Below are 17,121 nucleotides of genomic sequence, written 5' to 3'. Positions count from 1 at the left end.
CGCCCCGCGGCGGGGCGCCGCCCTTCTGGCGGGGGGGGCGGGGGGGGGGGGGGGGGGGGGGGGGCGCGGGCCCGGGGGGGGGGGGGGGGGGGCGCCCCCCCCCCCCCCCCCCCCCCCCCCCACGCCCCCGCTCACGGTCGCAGGATAGGTTTGCCTGAGTAGGCAAGCGTTCCGCTGTCCGGAGGCCCCTCCATGCCCGTGCCCCTGCCACCGGAGGGCACCCCGAACCACCCGCCCCCGTTGCCACGGCCGCATCCGGTCCCCCGGATCACCGAGGCGGCCTGGCCACTGCCCTCCCCGGCCGCCGCCGAAGGGTTCTGGGCCGAGGTCCGCGAGCGCGGCACACCACTCCTCGGCCCCGATCCGCAGGGCACCCCCGACCACCTCGCCGTCACCTTCCTGTGGCGCGGCACCCCCGCCACCCGTGCCGTCCAGGTCCTCCCGAACAAGCTCGGCGACCCGCGCGACCCCGAGGGCAACCTCATGGAGCGCGTCCCCGGCACGGACGTATGGCACTGGACACTCCGCCTGCGCCACGACTGGCGTGGGACGTACGACTTCTACGTCGACGAGGGCGGGTCCAGCACGGAGACGTCGAGCGGGGCGCCCGCGTCCGGGGCCCGCACCAGCCACAGCAGCGGCCCCTGCCGCAGATCCCGTCGGCACAGCCCGGGGCCCCGGACGAGCACCTGCGGCCTCACGCGTCGAGCTCCTTCACGAGCCTCCTGGCGATGTCGTCGAGATTCCGGTCCCGCAACAGCTGCGGATGGGTGCAGTCCAGGTCGTGGTTGACGATCTCCCCGCTCACATGCGGCCGCCACGCCTCCCGCGTCAGCCAGTCCTCGGCGCGCGGGGCGGCGGCGGTGAAGAACAGCAAGTCGCCTTCGAAACACCGGTGTTCGTGCTCGCGCATCAGGTGGGCGTGGTTGGGCACGATGTCCACGATCCGGGACAGCGTACGGTCGCCGAGCCCGGCGAGCGGGCTGCCCGCCCTGCGCAGCGTGGCCAGCACGTCCTCCCGGTCGCGCTCGCCGGTGCGGTCGAAACCCGCCATGCGCAGCACCGCGGTGAGCGCGTCGCCCTCCTCGGGCGCGGGCCGCTCCCGCCACTGCTCGGCCGGGAACGCGTCCAGCAGCGCGAGGAGCCGGACCTCGGCGCCGGCCTCCTGGAGCAGGACGGCCACCTCGTGCGCGAGGATCCCGCCGACCGACCAGCCCAGCAGCCGGTACGGCCCCCGCGGCTGGACCGCACGGATGTGCCCGACGTAGTCCTCCGCCTCCTCCCGCAGGGTGTGCGGGAGCGGTTCGCCGCCGACCAGACCGCGCGCCTGGATGCCGTACACCGGCTGATCGGGACCGAGCCGCGCGGCGAGCCCGGCATAACACCAGGAGATCCCGCCCGCCGGATGGAACGCGAACAGCGGCGGTCGTGTGCCCTCGGCCCGCAACGGCAGTACGACATCCAGGGCGTCCTCGGACGCGGGCCCCGCGGCGTCGAGGCGGGCGGCAAGGGCGGCCGGTGTGGGCGCCTCGAAGAGGGAGCCGATGGTGAGTTCGGAGCCGAGTTCCTCCCGCACCCGGTTCACCAGTCGCACGGCGAGCAGTGAGGTGCCGCCGAGGTCGAAGAAGGCGTCGTCCGGGCCGACCCGCGGCACGTCCAGCACCTCGGTGAACAGCCGGGTCAGCGTCTCCTCGCGCGCCGAGGCGGGGAGCCTCGCACCCTCCCCGCCCGCGAAGACCGGATCGGGCAGTTCGCGTCGTTCCAGCTTCCCGTTGGGGCTGAGCGGGAACACGTCGAGGACCACGACCGCCGTGGGCACCATGTGCTCGGGCAGCTCACGGGCCAGCGAAGCACGCACGGCGACCGGATCGACCTCGCCCGTCACATAGCCCACGAGGCGGTCCTCGCGCACCAGCGCACAGGCCCCGTCCACTCCCGGCTGGGCCGCCAACGCGGCCTCGATCTCGCCGAGTTCGATGCGCTGGCCGCGCAGCTTCACCTGATGGTCGGTGCGACCGAGATACTCGACCTCGCCCGTCGCGGTCCAGCGCGCCACGTCGCCCGTCCGGTACATCCGGCTGCCCGCCGGGCCGAACGGGTCGGTCACGAACCGGGACGCGGTCAGCTCCTCGCGGTGCAGATAGCCGTCGGCCAACTGCACGCCCGCCAGGAACAGTTCGCCCGGCACACCGGGCGGACAGGGCTGAAGGGCCACGTCCAGCACATACAGCCGGGTGTTCCACACCGGCCGCCCGATCGGCACGGACCCGGAGGCCTCCGGGGCGCAGGCGTGGTAGGTGACGTCGACCGCGGCCTCCGTCGGCCCGTACAGGTTGTGCAGCTCCACGCCCGGCAACGCCCGCCCGAACGCGTTGGCGGTCTCCCGGGGCAGGGCCTCCCCGCTGCAGAACACCCGGCGCAGCACGTCCGCGCAGGCGGTCGCGTCCGGGCAGGCCAGGAGCACCTGGAGCATCGACGGCACGAAGTGGCAGGTGGTGACGGCCTGTTCATGGATCAGCCGGGCGAGGTAGACGGGGTCCTTGTGGCCGCCGGGCTCCGCCACGACCAGCGCCGCGCCCTCCCGCAGCGGCCAGAAGAACTCCCACACGGACACGTCGAACGACGACGGTGTCTTCTGCAGCACCCGGTCGCCGGTGGTCAGTCCGTACTCGTGCTGCATCCAGCGCAGCCGGTTGTCGATCGCCCGGTGCGGGACGACGACCCCCTTCGGCCGACCCGTCGAACCGGACGTGTAGATGACGTACGCGGGATGGCCGGGCGTCAGCGCCCGCGCCGGGTTGATCCGCGGCCGCGCGGACACGTCGACCTGGTCCAGGACGACCAGCGCAGTGCCCGTGTCCTCCGGGAGGCGCTCCGCCCGATCGGTGATCGCGCACACCGGGGCCGCGTCCTGGAGCATGTACGTCAGCCGTTGCGCCGGATAGTCCGGATCGAGCGGAAGATAGGCGGCACCCGCCTTCAGTACGGCGAGCAGCGCGACGATCAGCTCCATCGAGCGCGGCACCGAGACCGCCACGACCGCGCCCGGCCGTGCGCCCAGCGACCGCAGATGCCAGGCCAACTGATTGGCGCGGGCGTTGAGTTCGGCGTAGGTGAGGGTGCGGCCCCGGTACACGAGGGCCGGGGCGTCGGGGGTGCGCACGGCCTGGGCCTCGATCGGGCCGATCAGCGTGGTCGGCGGCACCTCGCGCACCGTGCGGTTGAACTCGTCCAGGACCAGGGCCCGTTCGACCAGAGTCGCCACGGAGTGCGTGGCGAGCGGCAGTTGGGGGTCGGTGTCCACGAGCCGGTCGACGAGGTGCAGGAACCGCTCCTGGTGGGCGGCGAGTTCCGGGCCCTCGTACAGGGCGGGGTTGCCGTCGTGGTCGATGCGCAGGCCCCGGCCGTCGGCACGGTCGTAGACGTTGACCGTGAGGTCGTCGACCGGGCCCGCCGACAGGTTCCGGGCCCGCGCGGGAGCTCCGGCGAAATCGACGCCGTAGTCGAAGGGCATGACGTTCACCAGCGGACCGACCAGACCGCGGTTCTCGCCCAGCAGGCCGAGGTCGCGGCGGATGTCCTCGTAGCGGTAGCGCTGGTGGCGGCGCACCTCGCGGATGCCGAGCACGACCTGGCGAACCAGCTCGGCGAAGGTCGCTTCCGGGGTGACCGTCAGACGCAACGGCAGGACGTTCATCACCATGCCGGGCACGCGCAGCGCGACCGAGCCCATGCGGCCCATCATGGGCAGGCCCAGGACCACGTCCGATCGGCCGGTGGCACGGGAGGTGTAGAGGGCCTGCGCGGCGATCAGGACGTCCGGCCAGGTCGCCCGCAGCCGGGCGGCGAGTTCCCGCAGCCGCTGGGTGGTCTCCGGCGACAGGTGGGTCGTACGGCGGAGGAAGGTACGGGCGGGCAGGGCGCCGCGGCCCGCCAGGCGGGGTGCCTCCGGGCGGTCCGCGAAGGCGCGCGTCCAGTGGGCGCGGTCGGTCTCGAAGGCCTCGGAGGAGCGGTACCCGGTGTCGTCCGCGACCAGGTCGGCCAGCCGGCCGAAGGTGCGCGGGGAGGGTTCCTCGCCGTGGACGAGGGCCGTGTAGATCTCGGCGGTGCGCCGGACCAGCAGTGAGTAGCCGAAGCCGTCCATGACGAGGTGGTGGATGCGCTGGTACCACAGCCAGCGGTCCTCGCCGACGCGGAAGAGGGCGTGCCGGAAGAGCGGCCCGGAGGTCAGGTCGCAGGGTGTGGCGAGGTCGGTGGCCATCCAGGCCTCGGCCTCTTCGCGGTTGCTGGATTCCCTTACGGTCAGGGGGAGTTCGATGTCGGGGCAGATGTACTGGCGCGGGCCTTCCGGGGCGTCCGTCACCCGGATCCGCAGCGCCTCCGCCTCGGTGGTGACCCGCCTCAGAGCCTCCGCGAACAGCGACGGATCCAGCGGCCCGTCGATCTCCAGGCACTCCGCGGTGTTCTGTGCCGGGCTGAGCGGGTCGAGGGCCTGGGCGTACCACATGCCCGACTGGGCCGCCGTCAGGGGCAGAGTCGTGAGCGTGGTGGTCATACCGCCCCCAGGAGGGGGGCCCAGGCCTCGATGGCCGGCCGCTCGGCGAGGTCCGCGAAGTCGGCCCTGACCTGGTGTTCGCGGCGCCAGCGTTCGAGGAGCGCCATGAGACGCACCGAGTCCAGGCCGTAGTCCACGAGGTTCTCGTCGAGGGGGATGTCCGCGGGGTCCTCGCCGAGGCAGTCGGCGACGTCGGTGCGGATCGACTCCAGGGTGAGTGCCATGGCTCAGACCTCCTTGAAGAGCGCGTCGGCGGTGGTCACGACCGCGCAGCGGCCGGCGGCCCAGCGCAGGGCCATGTCGTGGTCCTCCCGGGAGAAGTCGGCGACGGCGTCGGCCACGACGAACGCCTGGATGTCCCGCTGCCAGGCGTCGGCGGCGGTCATCAGCACGCCGATGTGCGCGTACACGCCGACGATCACCAACTGGTCGCGTTCGCCGAGCAGTTGATCGAGCTCTGTGCGCACGAACGCGCTGTACTTCCACTTCGTGAGCACGGTGTCCCCGGCCTCCGGGGCCACGGCTCGCGGTGCGGCGAGGGCCTCGGGGTCGTCGGCGACGCCCGGACCCCAGAAGTCGAGCTGGAGCCCGCGCTCCTCGGGCGTCTGCCCGCCCCGCTGGGCCGAGTGGACGACCGGTACGCCGAGAGCGCGGGCCTGCTTCAGCAGCCGCGAGGTGTTGTCGAGCATGCCGGTGAGGGGCTGTTCGTCGGCCGGGAAGGCGGACAGGAAGTGCTGCTGGAGGTCGTGGACGAGGAGCACGGCGCGGGCCGGGTCCACGGTCCAGGACACACGGCCCGCGGGCAGCTGGTCGGCGGTCGGGAGCGGATAGGGGGTGATGGCGGGAAGTGCCATGGGAACAGGGGCCTTTCAGGACTGCTCGGCGGTGGACCGCAGCTGCTTCTTGCTGACCTTGCCGACACCCGTCTGCGGGAACGCGTCGACGAACTCGACGAGATCGGGGACCTTGTAGGCGGCGATCCCGCGCTCGCGAACGAACCGTTTGACCGCGACCGGCTTCAGCGGCTCGGCGCCCTCGCGCAGGATCACGTAGGCCAGCGAGCGTTCGCCGAGGTACTCGTCGGGGACGGCGACGACGGACACGTCGTGCACGGACGGGTGGGCGAGGATGATGTTCTCGATCTCCTCCGGCGCGACCTTCTCGCCGCCCCGGTTGATCTGGTCCTTGGCCCGTCCCTCCACCACGAGATGGCCCGTCGGGGTACGGCGCACGATGTCACCGGTGCGGTAGAAGCCGTCCGCGGTGAACGACCGGGCGTTGTGCTCGGGAGCCCGCCAGTAGCCGCGGATCGTGTACGGGCCGCGGGTGAGCAGATGGCCGAACGCGCCCTCCGCCACGTCCTGTCCGGCGTCGTCGACGATCCGGATCTCGTCGTCCGGGGAGATCGGACGGCCCTGGGTCGTGACGATGGTCTCCAAGTCGTCGTCCAGACGGGTGTAGTTGACGAGTCCCTCGGCCATGCCGAAGACCTGCATCAGCCGGCAGCCGAGGGCGGGCTCCAGTCGGCGCGCCGCCTGCTCGCTGTACTTGGCACCGCCCACGAGCACCAACTCCAGGCTCGACAGGTCCTGTTGAGCGCTCCGGGCGGCGTCCGTCCACACCAGGGCGAGCGGCGGCACCAGCCCGGTCATCGTGATCCGTTCGCTCTCGATCAATGGGAACGCCGTCGCCGGGTCGGGCCTCGGGCACAGCACCGAGGTGCCGCCCGCGTAGACCACGCCCAGCCAACCGGGCGAGCTCATCGGGAAGTTGTGCGCGGCGGTCAGGGTCACGAGGAAGCGGGTGTTCTCGTCCACTCCGCAGATCTCGTTGGAGCCCCACAGCGAGTACAGGTAGTCGTCGTGGGTGCGTGGGATGAGTTTGGGCACGCCCGTCGTCCCGCCCGACAGCTGCAGGAAGGCCAGTTCGTGCGGCTCCGGCCCGATGACCGGCTCCGGCGCCGAGGGCACCGCCGACAGAGCGGTGTGCTCGCCCGGGGCGCCGACCACGAAGACATGCTGGAGACCCGGTGTCTCCTTCCGCACCCGCGCGGCGAGTTCCCGGTGGTCGAAACCGCCGTGCACATCGGGGATGACATACGCGACGGCCTCGGTGAAGGAGCAGAAGTAGCCGATCTCCGTGTCCCGGTGCGCGGGCAGCGCGTACACGGGGAGCGCTCCGATGCGGAACAGCGCGAAGACGACCTCGACGAACTCACCGACGTTCGGGAGCTGTACGACGACTCGGTCCCCGCGTCCGATGCCGCGGGCGAGGAATCCGGCGGCCAACCGGTCGGCCCGCTCGTCCAGTTCGCGGTAGGTCCAGATGCGCCGCTCCGGCGCGGGGTCGACCAGGGCGATCCGGTCGGGGTGGGCGGCGGCACGCTCGCGCAGGACGCCGCCGAAGGTCTCGCCGCGCCAGTAACCGGCCGCGCGGTAGCGCTCCGCGAACTTCGCGGGCCAGGTCGGGGCATCCGCACCAGGAGTCACAGCGAGGCTCCCACCGCGTGCAGGAACGTACGGAACTTGGCGGCCGTCTCCGCGGTCTCGGCCTCCGGCGTGGACGCGGCCACCACACCGGCGCCCGCGAACAGCCTCAGCGCACCGCCCTCGGCCTCGGCACAGCGGATCGTGACGACCCACTCGCCGTCACCGTCCGCGTCCTGCCAGCCGACCATGCCCGTGTAGGGGCCGCGGTCGAAGGGCTCCGACTGGGCGATCACCGCCCGGGCGACATCGGTCGGGGTGCCGCACACGGCCGGGGTGGGATGCAGCGCGGACGCCAGGTCCAGCGCGGTCGTCGCCGGGTCGGTGAGCTCCCCGCCGACGGTCGTGGACAGATGCCACATGGCCGCGGTGCGCACCAGCGTGGGCCGCTCCGGCACCTCCAGCCGGTCGCAGAAGGGGGCCAGCGCCTCGCGTACGGCGGCCACGACCACGGCGTGCTCGTGCAGGTCCTTCTCGGACTCCAGCAGCGCGACCGCGCGGCGGACGTCCTCCGCCAGGTCGGAACTGCGGGGGGCCGAACCCGCCAGGGGGTTGGCGGTCAGCCGGCCGGCCCGGCGGGAGACGAGGAGTTCGGGGCTGGCACCTATGAGGGTGCGGCCGGGACCGCTCGGCACGGCGAAGGTGTATCCGGCGGGATCCCGGCGGGCCAGGCGGCGCAGCATGGCGTGCAGGTCGGGCCGGGTCGCGGACGTCAGCTCCAGGGTGCGGGCCAGGACGACCTTGTCGAACTCGCCGGCCCGTATCCGGGCGACCGCCGACGCGACCGCCTCGCCGTAGCGTTCGGGTGGCGGTACCTCCCGTACCCGCCAGTCGGGCCGGGCCTCGTCGTGCGGTACGGGCAGCGCGACGAGCGGGTCCTCGCGCAGCGGCGGCGCCCAGTGCACCAGGTCCGGCACGGCGAGGGCGGGCGGGGCGTCCGGAGCGAAGGGCAGTGAGCCCATGACCACCGGCGCGGCGGTGCCCGGGCGGCGCAGAGCGTCGAGGAGGTCCTGGACGCGGTGGGTCAAGGAGGCCGTGCCGGCGGGTACTTCGGCGGTGGTTCCGCGGCCCAGGAGCGTGCGGTGGGGGGTCGCGAGGAAGCGGTCCGTGGTGGGGCGGTAGGCGTCGAGGAGCGAGGTCGCCGCGCCGGGGGAGGTCAGCGGCTCTGCGGGTGCGTGCGCGGTGAGGGACATGGATGTCTCCAGTGGGGGGACGTCATGAGTCGGGGGAGCGGGCGGGTCAGGCCCGCAGGGTGGCGCCGCCGTCGACGTACAGGTCGTGCAGGGTGATGTGGCGGGCACGGTCCGAGACCAGGAACACGACGGCTTCGGCGACGTCGGAGGGATCGGCGATCCGGCCCAGCGGGATGCCCGTGCGGAAAGCCGCCAGGTCCCCTTCGATCACGCCCCGTGCGGCCGTCTCGTCGTCGGCGCCGGAGGCGGCCCACATCGCGCGCTGCATGTCGGTGAGGGTCGAGCCGGGGGAGACCGTGTTGCAGCGGACGCCCCGCGCGGCCACCTCCAGGCCCAGACACTTGGTGAACATGACGGCGGCGGCCTTCGAGGAGGCGTAGGCGGCCATGCCCGCGCGGGGCACTCCGGCCGCGTTCGAGGCGACGGTGACGATGCTGCCGCGGCCCCGTTCGGCCATACGGCGGGCCGCCGCGCGCGAGACATGGAAGACACCGGTGGAGTTGACGGCGAAGGTGGCCGCCCAGTCCTCGTCGGAGAGGGCCACGACGCTCGAACTACGCAGGACCCCGGCCACGTTGACGGCGATGTCCAGCGGACCGAGACGCTGTTCGGTCTCGGCGACCAGGGCCTCGACGGCGTCGGCGTCGGTCACGTCCAGCGCGCGGGCGGTGACCCGATCGCCGTGCTCGGCGGCGACCGCCTCGACGCCCTCCGCGTCCAGGTCGGTGGCGAGGACTCGGGCGCCCTCCTGGACGAGCGCGGTGACCACCGCCGCGCCGATGCCCCGGCCCGCCCCCGTCACGAGGGCGAGCCGCCCGGAGAGCGGGCCGGTCACGGGGCCAGGGCCTTCGAGATGTCGTCCAGGACGAGCCGCGCGGCCAGCGGACCGCCCGCGCTGTTCCACGCCGAGCCCTGGATGACGACGACGTGCCCCTCCTTCTCGGCCTTCAGCTTCTCGAAGTTGGGCACCTTCTTCGCCTCGGCGTACGCCTTCTCGCCGTCCGCACGGTCGCCGAGCGTGCCGAAGAACAGCCAGTCGCCGTCGATCGTGGACAGCTTCTCGAGACTGACCGGCTCACTGTGCCCGGAGCTCGCGCCCTGCTGGTCCGTCGGCCGGGTCAGCCCGAGCGCCGAGAGGGTGGAGCCGACATGGCCCACGCCCTTGCCGACGACCGAGGGCGCCCCGTCCTGCCAGCGGATCACGCTGACGACCGCGCCGGCGTTGGCGCCGAGCTTCGCCTCGGTGGCGGCCACACTGCTCTCGAAGTCCGAGAGGACCTTCTCGGCCTTCGTCTTCTGGTTCAGCGCGTCGGCCGTGGCCGTGAACGCCGTCTTCCAGTCCGCGTTGAGCTTGGCGGTGACCACGGTCGGGGCGATGGCCTGGAGCTTGGAGATCTCCTTCTTGGCGCCGGTCGTCTCGTCCAGCAGGATCAGGTCGGGCTGCAGGGCCGCCAGCTTCTCCATGTCGGCCTCGGCGACGGTGGCGACCACCTCGGACCCCGCCGCCTTGTCCGCGAGGTAGGTCGACACGCCCGTCTGACCGCGGCCCGCGGTGGTGCCCACCGGCTCGACACCGAGCGCGAGTGCCGCGTCCAGCGTGGGCTCGCTGAGCGCGACGACCTTCTTCGGCGTGGTCGGCACGGTCACCTTGCGGCCCTGGGCGTCGGTGATCCGACGGGTGCTCGCCTCCTTGCTGCTCGCGGTGTCGCTCCCGTCGTCGGATCCGCAGCCGGCCAGGAGCAGGGCTCCCGTCATGACGGTGGCGGCGGAGGTCAGGACCGCCCTGCGGGAGGCTCGTGCAGAGGACATGTGGGTACAGCTCCTTGAGAGTGCTCAGGGGAAGAGTGATCAGGGAAAGGGGAGAGGCCGGGTTGAGGTGCCCAGCAGGCGCACCAGCCCGTCCGCCAGGGCGCCGTGCCAACAGGCGTAGTCGTGACCGCCGTTGAACTCGTCGTAGGTCACCCGGTAGCCCGCCGAGCGCAGCGCGTCGTACAGGGTGCGGTGATGGTCGACCATCCGGCCCTCGTGCAGGCCGACGTCGAGATGGACGGTGACGGAGTCCGGCTGACCGGTGGCGTAGCGGCCGACAAGCCAGGGCGTCCCGTGCACCGGGGGTTTGACCCGGCCCGGCGGCGGCAGGCCAGGGCGCCACCAGAGGGAGGACGACTGGGCGAGGACGTTGCCGAACCGCTCGGGCCGCAGATGGCCGGCGTACAGCGCGGTCACCCCGCCCAGGCTCTGCCCGGCGACGACGGTCCGGCGCGGGTCCGTGGTCAGCGGCCAGCGGCCGGCCGCCCAGGGCAGCAGCTCGTCCGCGAGGAAGCCGACGAAGGGGCCGCGGCCGCCCAGTTCGAGCCAGCGGGTGGCGTTGTCGACGGCGTCCGGCGCCAGCACGGCGAGCGGCGGCAGGGCCCCGTCCGCGATCAGCGCGTCCAGCGTGCGACCGAGGCCGAGGCGGCCGAACCACATGTCGCCGTCGCACAGCACCAGGACGGGCAGCGGTGACGTCGCGCCGGGGTCCTCCCCGGGCGGCAGGTAGACCCAGGTGTCGCGGTGGCCGTCGAGCGAGGGCGCGGCCACCCGGTGCCGCTCCACCCGCCCGGCGGGAGCCGGGTCACGCCGGTCCGACCAGGGCTGTGCGGGGGCTTTCGGCAGGGCGAAGACCGAGCTGTCCACCTTCTGCCAACGGGTGGGCACCGAGCGGTGGTTGAGCGGATCCCGGGCGGCGTGGGCGGTGAGCGCCCGCAACCGCTGCTGGAGCAGTGCCGGGTCCTCGGGCGGGTCCTTCGGGGAGATGTCGGCGGCCATGCGGTAGGAGCCGCGGTGGTCGGCGCGCAGCCGCATCCCCAGGTGCCACACGTCGGTGCCGGGCACCCGGCGCAACAGCGAACCCGCGAGGTGGTCGCGGTCGATGATGCGGTTGGCGAACAGCAGCACCTGCCGGGTGGCACGGTGGCCGCGCCACAGGAACGTGACGGCCCGGTGGTCCGGGTCGCCCTCCAGTTCCTCGACGAGGGGAGTGCCCAGGTGCTCCACCTCGCTCCAGAACTCTGCCGTCAGGGCCGCACGGCTCGTTTCGTTCTCGGCCGTGGCCAACTGGGCCACGAGACGGGCCACACGCGGCCCGGTGAGCCGGACCGGACGTACCTCGTGCCGGGGATCCAACGGTCCTGCGACCGGGCGGACCGCTGGGGTGGGGGCGGCGGACATCGCTCCTCTTCTCTTCGCGGGCGCGCCGACCGGTTCGTCGCGAGCGCGCCAACCGGCTTGACAGCGGCGGCACTTGAGCATGGAAAGATGAACTGTCAACGAGATCGTCAACAGCCTTAGTTAGGTTAGCCTAAGCTAAGCACATGTTGATTGGAGCGGATCCACACTCCGCAGGAAACCGAGCGCTCTCCGCCCGGCGCCCACGTCCGCCGCTCGCCTCCGTACGGACCGCGGGACTCCTGCTCGGTCTCGCCCTGCTGGCCGCCGCGACGGCCCTCTCGCTGGCCCTCGGCACCAAACAGGTCCCGCCGGACCAGGTCTGGTCGGCCCTCTTCGCACCCTCGGGCACCGAGAACGACGCGATCGTGCGCGACCTCCGGCTCCCGCGCACCCTCATGGGCATCGCCGTGGGCGCCGCCCTCGGCCTCGCCGGCGGCGTCATGCAGACCCTGACCCGCAACCCGCTCGCCGACCCGGGGCTGCTCGGCGTCAACGCGGGCGCCTCGGCCGCCGTCGTCACCGCGATCAGCGTCCTGGGGATCACGTCCTTCTCCGGCTACCTGTGGTTCGCCCTCGCCGGAGCCGCCCTCGCGGCCACCGCCGTCCAGTCCCTCGGCGGTGGGCGTCACGCCACCCCGGTCCGCCTCGCCCTCGCCGGAACCGCCGTCAACGCCGCCCTCTTCGGCTACGTCAACGGCCTTCAGCTCTGGGACCTCAGCACCCTCGACGCGATGCGCCACTGGTCGGTCGGGACCCTCGCCAAGCGCGACCCCTCCCTGCTGGTCGCCGTACTGCCCCTGCTCGTGGTCGGCGCTCTCCTCGCCCTGGCCCTGGCCAGGCCACTCGGTGCCATCGCCCTGGGCGAGGACCACGCGCGGGCCCTCGGGACCCGGGTCCGCCGCACCCGGGTACTGGCCGTCGTCGCCATCACGCTGCTGTGCGGGGGAGCGACCGCCGTCTGCGGGCCGATCGGCTTCATCGGCCTGATGATCCCGCACGCCGCCCGCGCCTTCTGCGGCCCCGACCCACGCTGGCTGCTGCCCTACTGCGCCCTCTACGCGCCCGTGCTGCTGCTCGTCTCCGACGTGATCGGCCGGATCGTGGTCCCGCCGTCGGAGATCGAGGTCGGCACCGTCACCGCCTTCCTCGGCGGCCTGCTGTTCATCCATCTCGTACGGCGACGGAAGGCGGCCCAGCTGTGAGCCTCACCCAGAACAGGGTCACCTTGCGCCCCGGACTCCTGCGCACCCGGCACTGGTCCCTCCGCTTCGCCCCGCGCGCGGTCCTGGTCTGCTCCGCCCTGCTCGCCCTGGCCGCGGTCACGACCGTGTTCGCCGTCGGCACCGGGACGTACCAGCTCTCACCGCTGGACGTGGTGCGCACCTTCGCCGGGAACGGCCCGCCCGGCGCCGAGTTCATCGTCCTCGACCTGCGACTGCCCCGCGCGCTCGTCGCCGTCCTCGTCGGGTTCGGGATGGGCATGGCGGGCGCGGTGTTCCAGTCGCTGACCCGCAACCCGCTGGGCAGCCCCGACATCACGGGATTCGGCAACGGCGCCTCGGCGGGCGCGCTCGTCGCCATCATCCTCTTCGACGCGGGCGACGCGCAGATCGCGATCGGTGCCGTGTGCGGCGGGTTCGCCACCGCCGTCGCCGTCTATCTGCTGGCGTGGAAGCGGGGCGTGCACGGCTACCGGCTGATCCTCGTCGGCATCGGCGCCTCCGCGGTGCTCGGCTCGGCGACCAGCTTTCTCTACGTGCGCGCCGACATCGGCAAGGCGGCCCAGGCCGCGAGCTGGATGATCGGCTCGCTCAACGCCCGCGACTGGGGCGATGTCCGTATCGCCGCCCTCGGGCTGGTGCTCCTCGGCCCGGTGGTCCTCGGGTGCGCGCGCCGGCTGACCATGCTGGAGATGGGCGACGACACCGCCGCCGCGCTCGGGGTGCCGCCCGAACGCAGCCGACTGGTGCTGCTGTGCGCGGGCACCGGACTCACGGCGATGGCGGTGGCGGCGGCCGGCCCGATCCCCTTCGTCGCCATGGCCGCCCCCCAGCTCGCCCGCCGGATCACCCGGGCACCCGGCCCCAACGTCCTGCCCGCCGCATGGACCGGCGCCCTCCTGGTCTGCGCCGCCGACCTCGTCACCCAGCGCGTCACCGGCTCGGCCCTGCTGCCGGTCGGTGTGGTGACCGGCGTCGCCGGCGGCGCGTACCTGGCCTGGCTGCTGAGGGCCGAGCGACGGGCCGGGCGGGTGTGAGGGGTGAGGCCGGGTGCCAGGACCGACGTCGATGTCGTACGTCCGCAGTACCGGCGCTCAACATACGCCGTACTTTACTTGAGTTACGCAACAAGATGGTAAACTGGTGAGTATGTCCTCACAGCCGCTCCCGGACGTCCCCGCGTCCCCGGAAGTCATCGAGATCGAGCGGGCGCTCACCCGCATCACCTATCTGAGCACCCGTGCCCGGCAGCACGACCGACTGATGTCCCTGGCCGAGGTGCCGCTCGACCGTGCCGCCGTGGCCCTGCTGCGCCAGGTCGCCGACACCGAGCCGATGCGTCCCGGGGAGCTGGCGGCCCGTCTGGGCGTGGAGGCCTCCCACGTCACGCGCACCGTCCAGCAGCTCCAGAAGTCGGGTTACGTCACGCGTGTCCCCGACCCCGACGACCGGCGGGCCCAGCGGATCGAGCTCACCGAGACCGGGCGGCAGGCGATCGACCGCATCCGTGATGCCGGCGCCCGCGGCATGCAGCTGGCCCTGTCCGACTGGTCGCCCGAGGAGCTGCGGCAGCTCGCCGGGCTCTTCCACCGCATGGTGGACGACTTCCTGTCCTACGCCATCGACGACGAGAGCGAGGAGCCTACGCCGGCCGGAACGGCCTGAGGCTCACCCCGTCGGGTGGGGCGACCCGGCGGGAGCAGGCTCGCACAGCCCCCGCCGCAGCAGACCAGCCAGCACCGGCAGCACCACCAGCGGCACGAGCGCGGGTCCGCAGCGACATGGCGTCGGCCAGCGCCCCCCAGCATTGGTGCGGCCGGCCCGGCCGCGAGCACAGCCCCGAACGCGGCCGCCTCCTCGCCGTACTCCGCGACCAGCTGCGCGCCTCGCCCCAGCAGCCCTTGCGGCTGCCCGGCCCCACCGATCCCGGGCTGTCCGCGGTCTGTGCCCTTGTTCACGCTGACCCCGCTCACCTCGCCTACCCCGCCGGCCCGCGCACCCTGGCCGCGCTCGGCGCCGCCACCGGGGCCTCGGAACGCACCCTCAGCCGCCTCTTCCGCCGGGAGTTCGGCATGGCCTTCACGCAGTGGCGCACCCGGTCACGCCTCTGCCACGCCCTGCGGATGCTCGCCGACGGCGTCCCCGTCACCACCGTCGCCCACCGCTGCGACCAGCCCTCCGCGAGCGCCTTCATCGACGTCTTCCGCCGCTCCTTCGGCCACACCCCGGGCACCCACAACCGCCGTTCCCCGTAAGAGCGGAGGTCGCTGTCCGAGGTGCTTGTACCGTCCAGTAATGTGCGCGGCAGCCCCCAGGAGGAGGAACCGTGCCACGGTCCCCACGCTCGCCCCTGCTGCTCGCCGGTCTGTTGGCCACCGCGGGTGTCGCTCACTTCGCCGCACCGCGCTCGTTCGACGCGACCATCCCGCAGGCCCTGCCCGGCAAACCCCGGACCTGGACCTACGCGAGCGGCGCCGTGGAGCTCGCGCTCGCCGCCGGTCTGGCGCTGCCGCGGACCAGGCGGACCGCCGCGCTGGCCTCGGCCGCCTTCTTCGTCGGGGTGTTCCCCGCCAACATCAAGACGGCCGTCGACTGGCGCCACCGCCCCGCACCACTGAAGGCGACGGCCCTCGGCCGGCTGCCGCTGCAACTGCCGCTCGTGCTGTGGGCACGCAACATCGCGAAGAACGGGGAGGACCAGGCATGAGCAAGGCGATAGAGACCGGGGACACCGTCGAGGACTTCGGGCTCCCCGACGAGACCGGCACCAACCGCAAGCTGTCCGACCTGCTCGCCGACGGTCCGGTCGTGCTCTTCTTCTATCCGGCCGCCCTGACCGCCGGCTGCACCGCGGAGGCCTGCCACTTCCGTGACCTGGCCGCCGAGTTCGCCGCCGTCGGAGCCCAGCCGGTCGGCATCAGCGGCGACACCGTGGAGCGTCAGCAGGAGTTCGCCGGACGCCACACCCTCGGCATGCCCCTGCTGTCCGACGCCGACGGCAGGATCCGCGAGCTGTTCGGCGTCAAGCGCGGCTTCTCCCTGGCACCCACCAAGCGGGTCACCTTCGTCATCGCCGAGGACCGCACGGTCCTTGAGGTCGTCCGCAGCGAACTGCGCATGAACACACACGCCGACCGCGCCCTCGAAGCCCTGCGCGCACACCGCTGACGCCAGGGGCCCCGTTGCACCGTTTCGGTTGATGCGGTCTGACAAAGGGACCATCCTGGACCATATGGAGCACGTCTCCGCTACGGCGGTCACCGATGCCGCAGGCATTGTGACGGGGTGGAGCGACGGTGCCCAGCGGCTGACGGGACACTCGGCCGAGGAGGTCGTGGGCCGGGCGGCACGGGAGCTGCTCGCCGAGGACCCGCCGGGACCGGCGGTGGAGGCGCTGAAGGGAACCGTCGTCCTGCGACACCGCGACGGCTCCCCCCTCACGCGCTTCGTGGAGGCGTGTCCTGTCGCGGGCACCGATGGCGCCCCGACCGGGTACGTCATCACGGCCCGGCCGCCCGGCTCCAGCGAGCCGACCCTGGCCGGGCAGGCCTTCCAGCAGGCGGCCATGTCCATGTCGGTCTTCGACACCCACCAGCACTACCTGCGCCTCAACGACGTGGCCTGCCGGGTCATGGGCGTGCCCGAGGAGGCCCTGCTCGGCCGTCACTTCCCGGAGACCATCGAGGACGCCGAACACAGCCGCGGATTCAACGCGCATCTGCGCCAGGTCGCCGAGACCGGCATGCCCGTGCGCTACGAGAGCTTCACCGGCGCCCCCTCCCTCAACCGGGAGCACGCCTGGAGCATCGAGATGTGGCCCGTCCGGGACGACGACTCCGGCGAGCTGACCGGCGTGGCGCTGGCCGCTTTCGACAGCAGCGACCAGTACTGGGCCCGCCGGCGACTGGCCCTCCTGAACGAGGCGGCCGCCGCCATCGGCACCACTCTCGACGTGGTGCGCACCGCAGAGGAACTCGTCGAGCTCCTCGTGCCGCGGTACGCCGACTTCGCCAGCGTGGACCTCCTGGAATGGGTCCTTGGAACGGACGAGCCCCCGACCGTGCTGGACGGCGACATCCTCCTGCGCCGTGTCGCCCACGGCTCCAGCCACGAAGGCACCCCCGAGGCGGCCGTCCGCCTGGGCGAGTCGGACTTCTACCCCGACTTCTCACCGCCCGCGCGAGCCCTGCGCGCGGGCCGGGCGTCCGTCAGCCAGGCCGGCGAGCCCGACTTCATGCGCTGGGTCGCCGAACGCAACGCCCGCGCCCCCGCCGGACGCTCCTACCGCAGGGGCGTCCACTCCATGCTCGCCGTCCCGCTCAAGGCCCGCGGCACCACGCTGGGCGTCGTGGTCGCCGAACGCATCAACCACCCCGACGACTACGGCGACGACGACACCGTCCTCGGCGAGGAACTCGCCAGCCGTGCCGCCGTCTGCATCGACAACGCCCGCCGCT

At 72.9% G+C, this 17,121-nt stretch carries 16 protein-coding genes and 1 pseudogene; 8 read left to right on the top strand and 9 right to left on the bottom strand.

Annotated elements, in window-relative coordinates:
* Nucleotides 1-192: 192 nt before the first annotated feature.
* A pseudogene (locus ACI2L1_RS40680) lies at nt 193-549 on the top strand (enterochelin esterase domain-containing protein); the annotation flags it as partial.
* Nucleotides 550-560: 11 nt separating this feature from the next.
* Here ACI2L1_RS40680 and ACI2L1_RS40675 read toward each other — a convergent pair.
* From ACI2L1_RS40675 to fes, 9 genes are read right to left on the bottom strand one after another with little or no spacing between them, the layout of a single operon-like run.
* Nucleotides 561-701: a hypothetical protein gene (locus tag ACI2L1_RS40675; protein ID WP_404744533.1), complete on the bottom strand. Its 141-nt coding sequence runs from the start codon at nt 699-701 to the stop codon at nt 561-563.
* Entirely contained in the window at nt 698-4,555 is a 3,858-nt protein-coding gene (locus ACI2L1_RS40670; protein WP_404744503.1) for an amino acid adenylation domain-containing protein, read from the bottom strand. The genes ACI2L1_RS40675 and ACI2L1_RS40670 overlap by 4 nt, the downstream gene beginning before the upstream one ends.
* Nucleotides 4,552-4,779, bottom strand: a complete 228-nt coding sequence (locus ACI2L1_RS40665) for a phosphopantetheine-binding protein (protein ID WP_404744502.1) — start codon at nt 4,777-4,779, stop codon at nt 4,552-4,554. The genes ACI2L1_RS40670 and ACI2L1_RS40665 overlap by 4 nt, the downstream gene beginning before the upstream one ends.
* Nucleotides 4,780-4,782: 3 nt before the next feature.
* Nucleotides 4,783-5,409 (bottom strand): isochorismatase family protein, encoded by a 627-nt coding sequence (locus ACI2L1_RS40660; RefSeq protein ID WP_404744501.1) that lies wholly within the window; start codon nt 5,407-5,409, stop codon nt 4,783-4,785.
* A gap of 15 nt (nt 5,410-5,424) precedes the next feature.
* Nucleotides 5,425-7,044 carry a (2,3-dihydroxybenzoyl)adenylate synthase gene (locus ACI2L1_RS40655; RefSeq protein ID WP_404744500.1) on the bottom strand — a complete coding sequence of 540 codons (1,620 nt, stop codon included), beginning with the start codon at nt 7,042-7,044 and terminating at the stop codon, nt 5,425-5,427.
* Nucleotides 7,041-8,234 carry an isochorismate synthase gene (locus tag ACI2L1_RS40650; RefSeq protein WP_404744499.1) on the bottom strand — a complete coding sequence of 398 codons (1,194 nt, stop codon included), beginning with the start codon at nt 8,232-8,234 and terminating at the stop codon, nt 7,041-7,043. The genes ACI2L1_RS40655 and ACI2L1_RS40650 overlap by 4 nt, the downstream gene beginning before the upstream one ends.
* Before the next feature lie 46 nt (nt 8,235-8,280).
* On the bottom strand, nt 8,281-9,069 hold the full coding sequence (locus ACI2L1_RS40645) for a 2,3-dihydro-2,3-dihydroxybenzoate dehydrogenase (RefSeq protein WP_404744498.1): 789 nt from the start codon (nt 9,067-9,069) through the stop codon (nt 8,281-8,283).
* Nucleotides 9,066-10,043 (bottom strand): ABC transporter substrate-binding protein, encoded by a 978-nt coding sequence (locus tag ACI2L1_RS40640; RefSeq protein ID WP_404744497.1) that lies wholly within the window; start codon nt 10,041-10,043, stop codon nt 9,066-9,068. Before ACI2L1_RS40640 ends, ACI2L1_RS40645 begins: the two co-directional genes overlap by 4 nt.
* 39 nt (nt 10,044-10,082) lie before the next feature.
* On the bottom strand, nt 10,083-11,444 hold the full coding sequence (gene fes, locus ACI2L1_RS40635) for an enterochelin esterase (protein ID WP_404744496.1): 1,362 nt from the start codon (nt 11,442-11,444) through the stop codon (nt 10,083-10,085).
* Nucleotides 11,445-11,587: 143 nt separating this feature from the next.
* Between fes and ACI2L1_RS40630 the strand changes: the two genes are divergently transcribed.
* The 7 genes from ACI2L1_RS40630 to ACI2L1_RS40600 form a co-directional block, all read left to right on the top strand.
* Nucleotides 11,588-12,646, top strand: coding sequence for a FecCD family ABC transporter permease (locus tag ACI2L1_RS40630; RefSeq protein ID WP_404744495.1), 1,059 nt, complete (start codon nt 11,588-11,590; stop codon nt 12,644-12,646).
* Nucleotides 12,643-13,701 carry a FecCD family ABC transporter permease gene (locus ACI2L1_RS40625; protein WP_404744494.1) on the top strand — a complete coding sequence of 353 codons (1,059 nt, stop codon included), beginning with the start codon at nt 12,643-12,645 and terminating at the stop codon, nt 13,699-13,701. The genes ACI2L1_RS40630 and ACI2L1_RS40625 overlap by 4 nt, the downstream gene beginning before the upstream one ends.
* A 112-nt stretch (nt 13,702-13,813) precedes the next feature.
* Nucleotides 13,814-14,329, top strand: a complete 516-nt coding sequence (locus ACI2L1_RS40620; RefSeq protein ID WP_404744493.1) for a MarR family winged helix-turn-helix transcriptional regulator — start codon at nt 13,814-13,816, stop codon at nt 14,327-14,329.
* Nucleotides 14,212-14,919, top strand: coding sequence for a helix-turn-helix transcriptional regulator (locus tag ACI2L1_RS40615; RefSeq protein ID WP_404744530.1), 708 nt, complete (start codon nt 14,212-14,214; stop codon nt 14,917-14,919). Before ACI2L1_RS40620 ends, ACI2L1_RS40615 begins: the two co-directional genes overlap by 118 nt.
* Before the next feature lie 71 nt (nt 14,920-14,990).
* Nucleotides 14,991-15,371, top strand: coding sequence for a DoxX family protein (locus tag ACI2L1_RS40610; protein ID WP_404744492.1), 381 nt, complete (start codon nt 14,991-14,993; stop codon nt 15,369-15,371).
* Entirely contained in the window at nt 15,368-15,832 is a 465-nt protein-coding gene (locus ACI2L1_RS40605; protein WP_404744491.1) for a peroxiredoxin, read from the top strand. The genes ACI2L1_RS40610 and ACI2L1_RS40605 overlap by 4 nt, the downstream gene beginning before the upstream one ends.
* 64 nt (nt 15,833-15,896) lie before the next feature.
* On the top strand, nt 15,897-17,121 hold a 1,225-nt coding region (locus ACI2L1_RS40600), incomplete at its 3' end, for a PAS domain-containing protein (protein WP_404744529.1).

Origin of the sequence: Streptomyces sp. NPDC019531, from assembly GCF_044903305.1 — a bacterium.
Lineage (GTDB): Bacteria > Actinomycetota > Actinomycetes > Streptomycetales > Streptomycetaceae > Streptomyces.
This window is presented reverse-complemented; position numbering and strand designations above follow the sequence as displayed.

Excerpts from the sequence above, each read along its gene's own strand:
- ACI2L1_RS40660 (WP_404744501.1), bottom strand. The coding sequence starts at position 5,409 with ATGGCACTTCCCGCCATCACCCCCTATCCGCTCCCGACCGCCGACCAG.
- ACI2L1_RS40640 (WP_404744497.1), bottom strand. The coding sequence starts at position 10,043 with ATGTCCTCTGCACGAGCCTCCCGCAGGGCGGTCCTGACCTCCGCCGCC.
- ACI2L1_RS40630 (WP_404744495.1), top strand. The coding sequence starts at position 11,588 with ATGTTGATTGGAGCGGATCCACACTCCGCAGGAAACCGAGCGCTCTCC.
- ACI2L1_RS40665 (WP_404744502.1), bottom strand. The coding sequence starts at position 4,779 with ATGGCACTCACCCTGGAGTCGATCCGCACCGACGTCGCCGACTGCCTC.
- ACI2L1_RS40650 (WP_404744499.1), bottom strand. The coding sequence starts at position 8,234 with ATGTCCCTCACCGCGCACGCACCCGCAGAGCCGCTGACCTCCCCCGGC.
- ACI2L1_RS40620 (WP_404744493.1), top strand. The coding sequence starts at position 13,814 with ATGTCCTCACAGCCGCTCCCGGACGTCCCCGCGTCCCCGGAAGTCATC.
- fes (WP_404744496.1), bottom strand. The coding sequence starts at position 11,444 with ATGTCCGCCGCCCCCACCCCAGCGGTCCGCCCGGTCGCAGGACCGTTG.
- ACI2L1_RS40670 (WP_404744503.1), bottom strand. The coding sequence starts at position 4,555 with ATGACCACCACGCTCACGACTCTGCCCCTGACGGCGGCCCAGTCGGGC.
- ACI2L1_RS40605 (WP_404744491.1), top strand. The coding sequence starts at position 15,368 with ATGAGCAAGGCGATAGAGACCGGGGACACCGTCGAGGACTTCGGGCTC.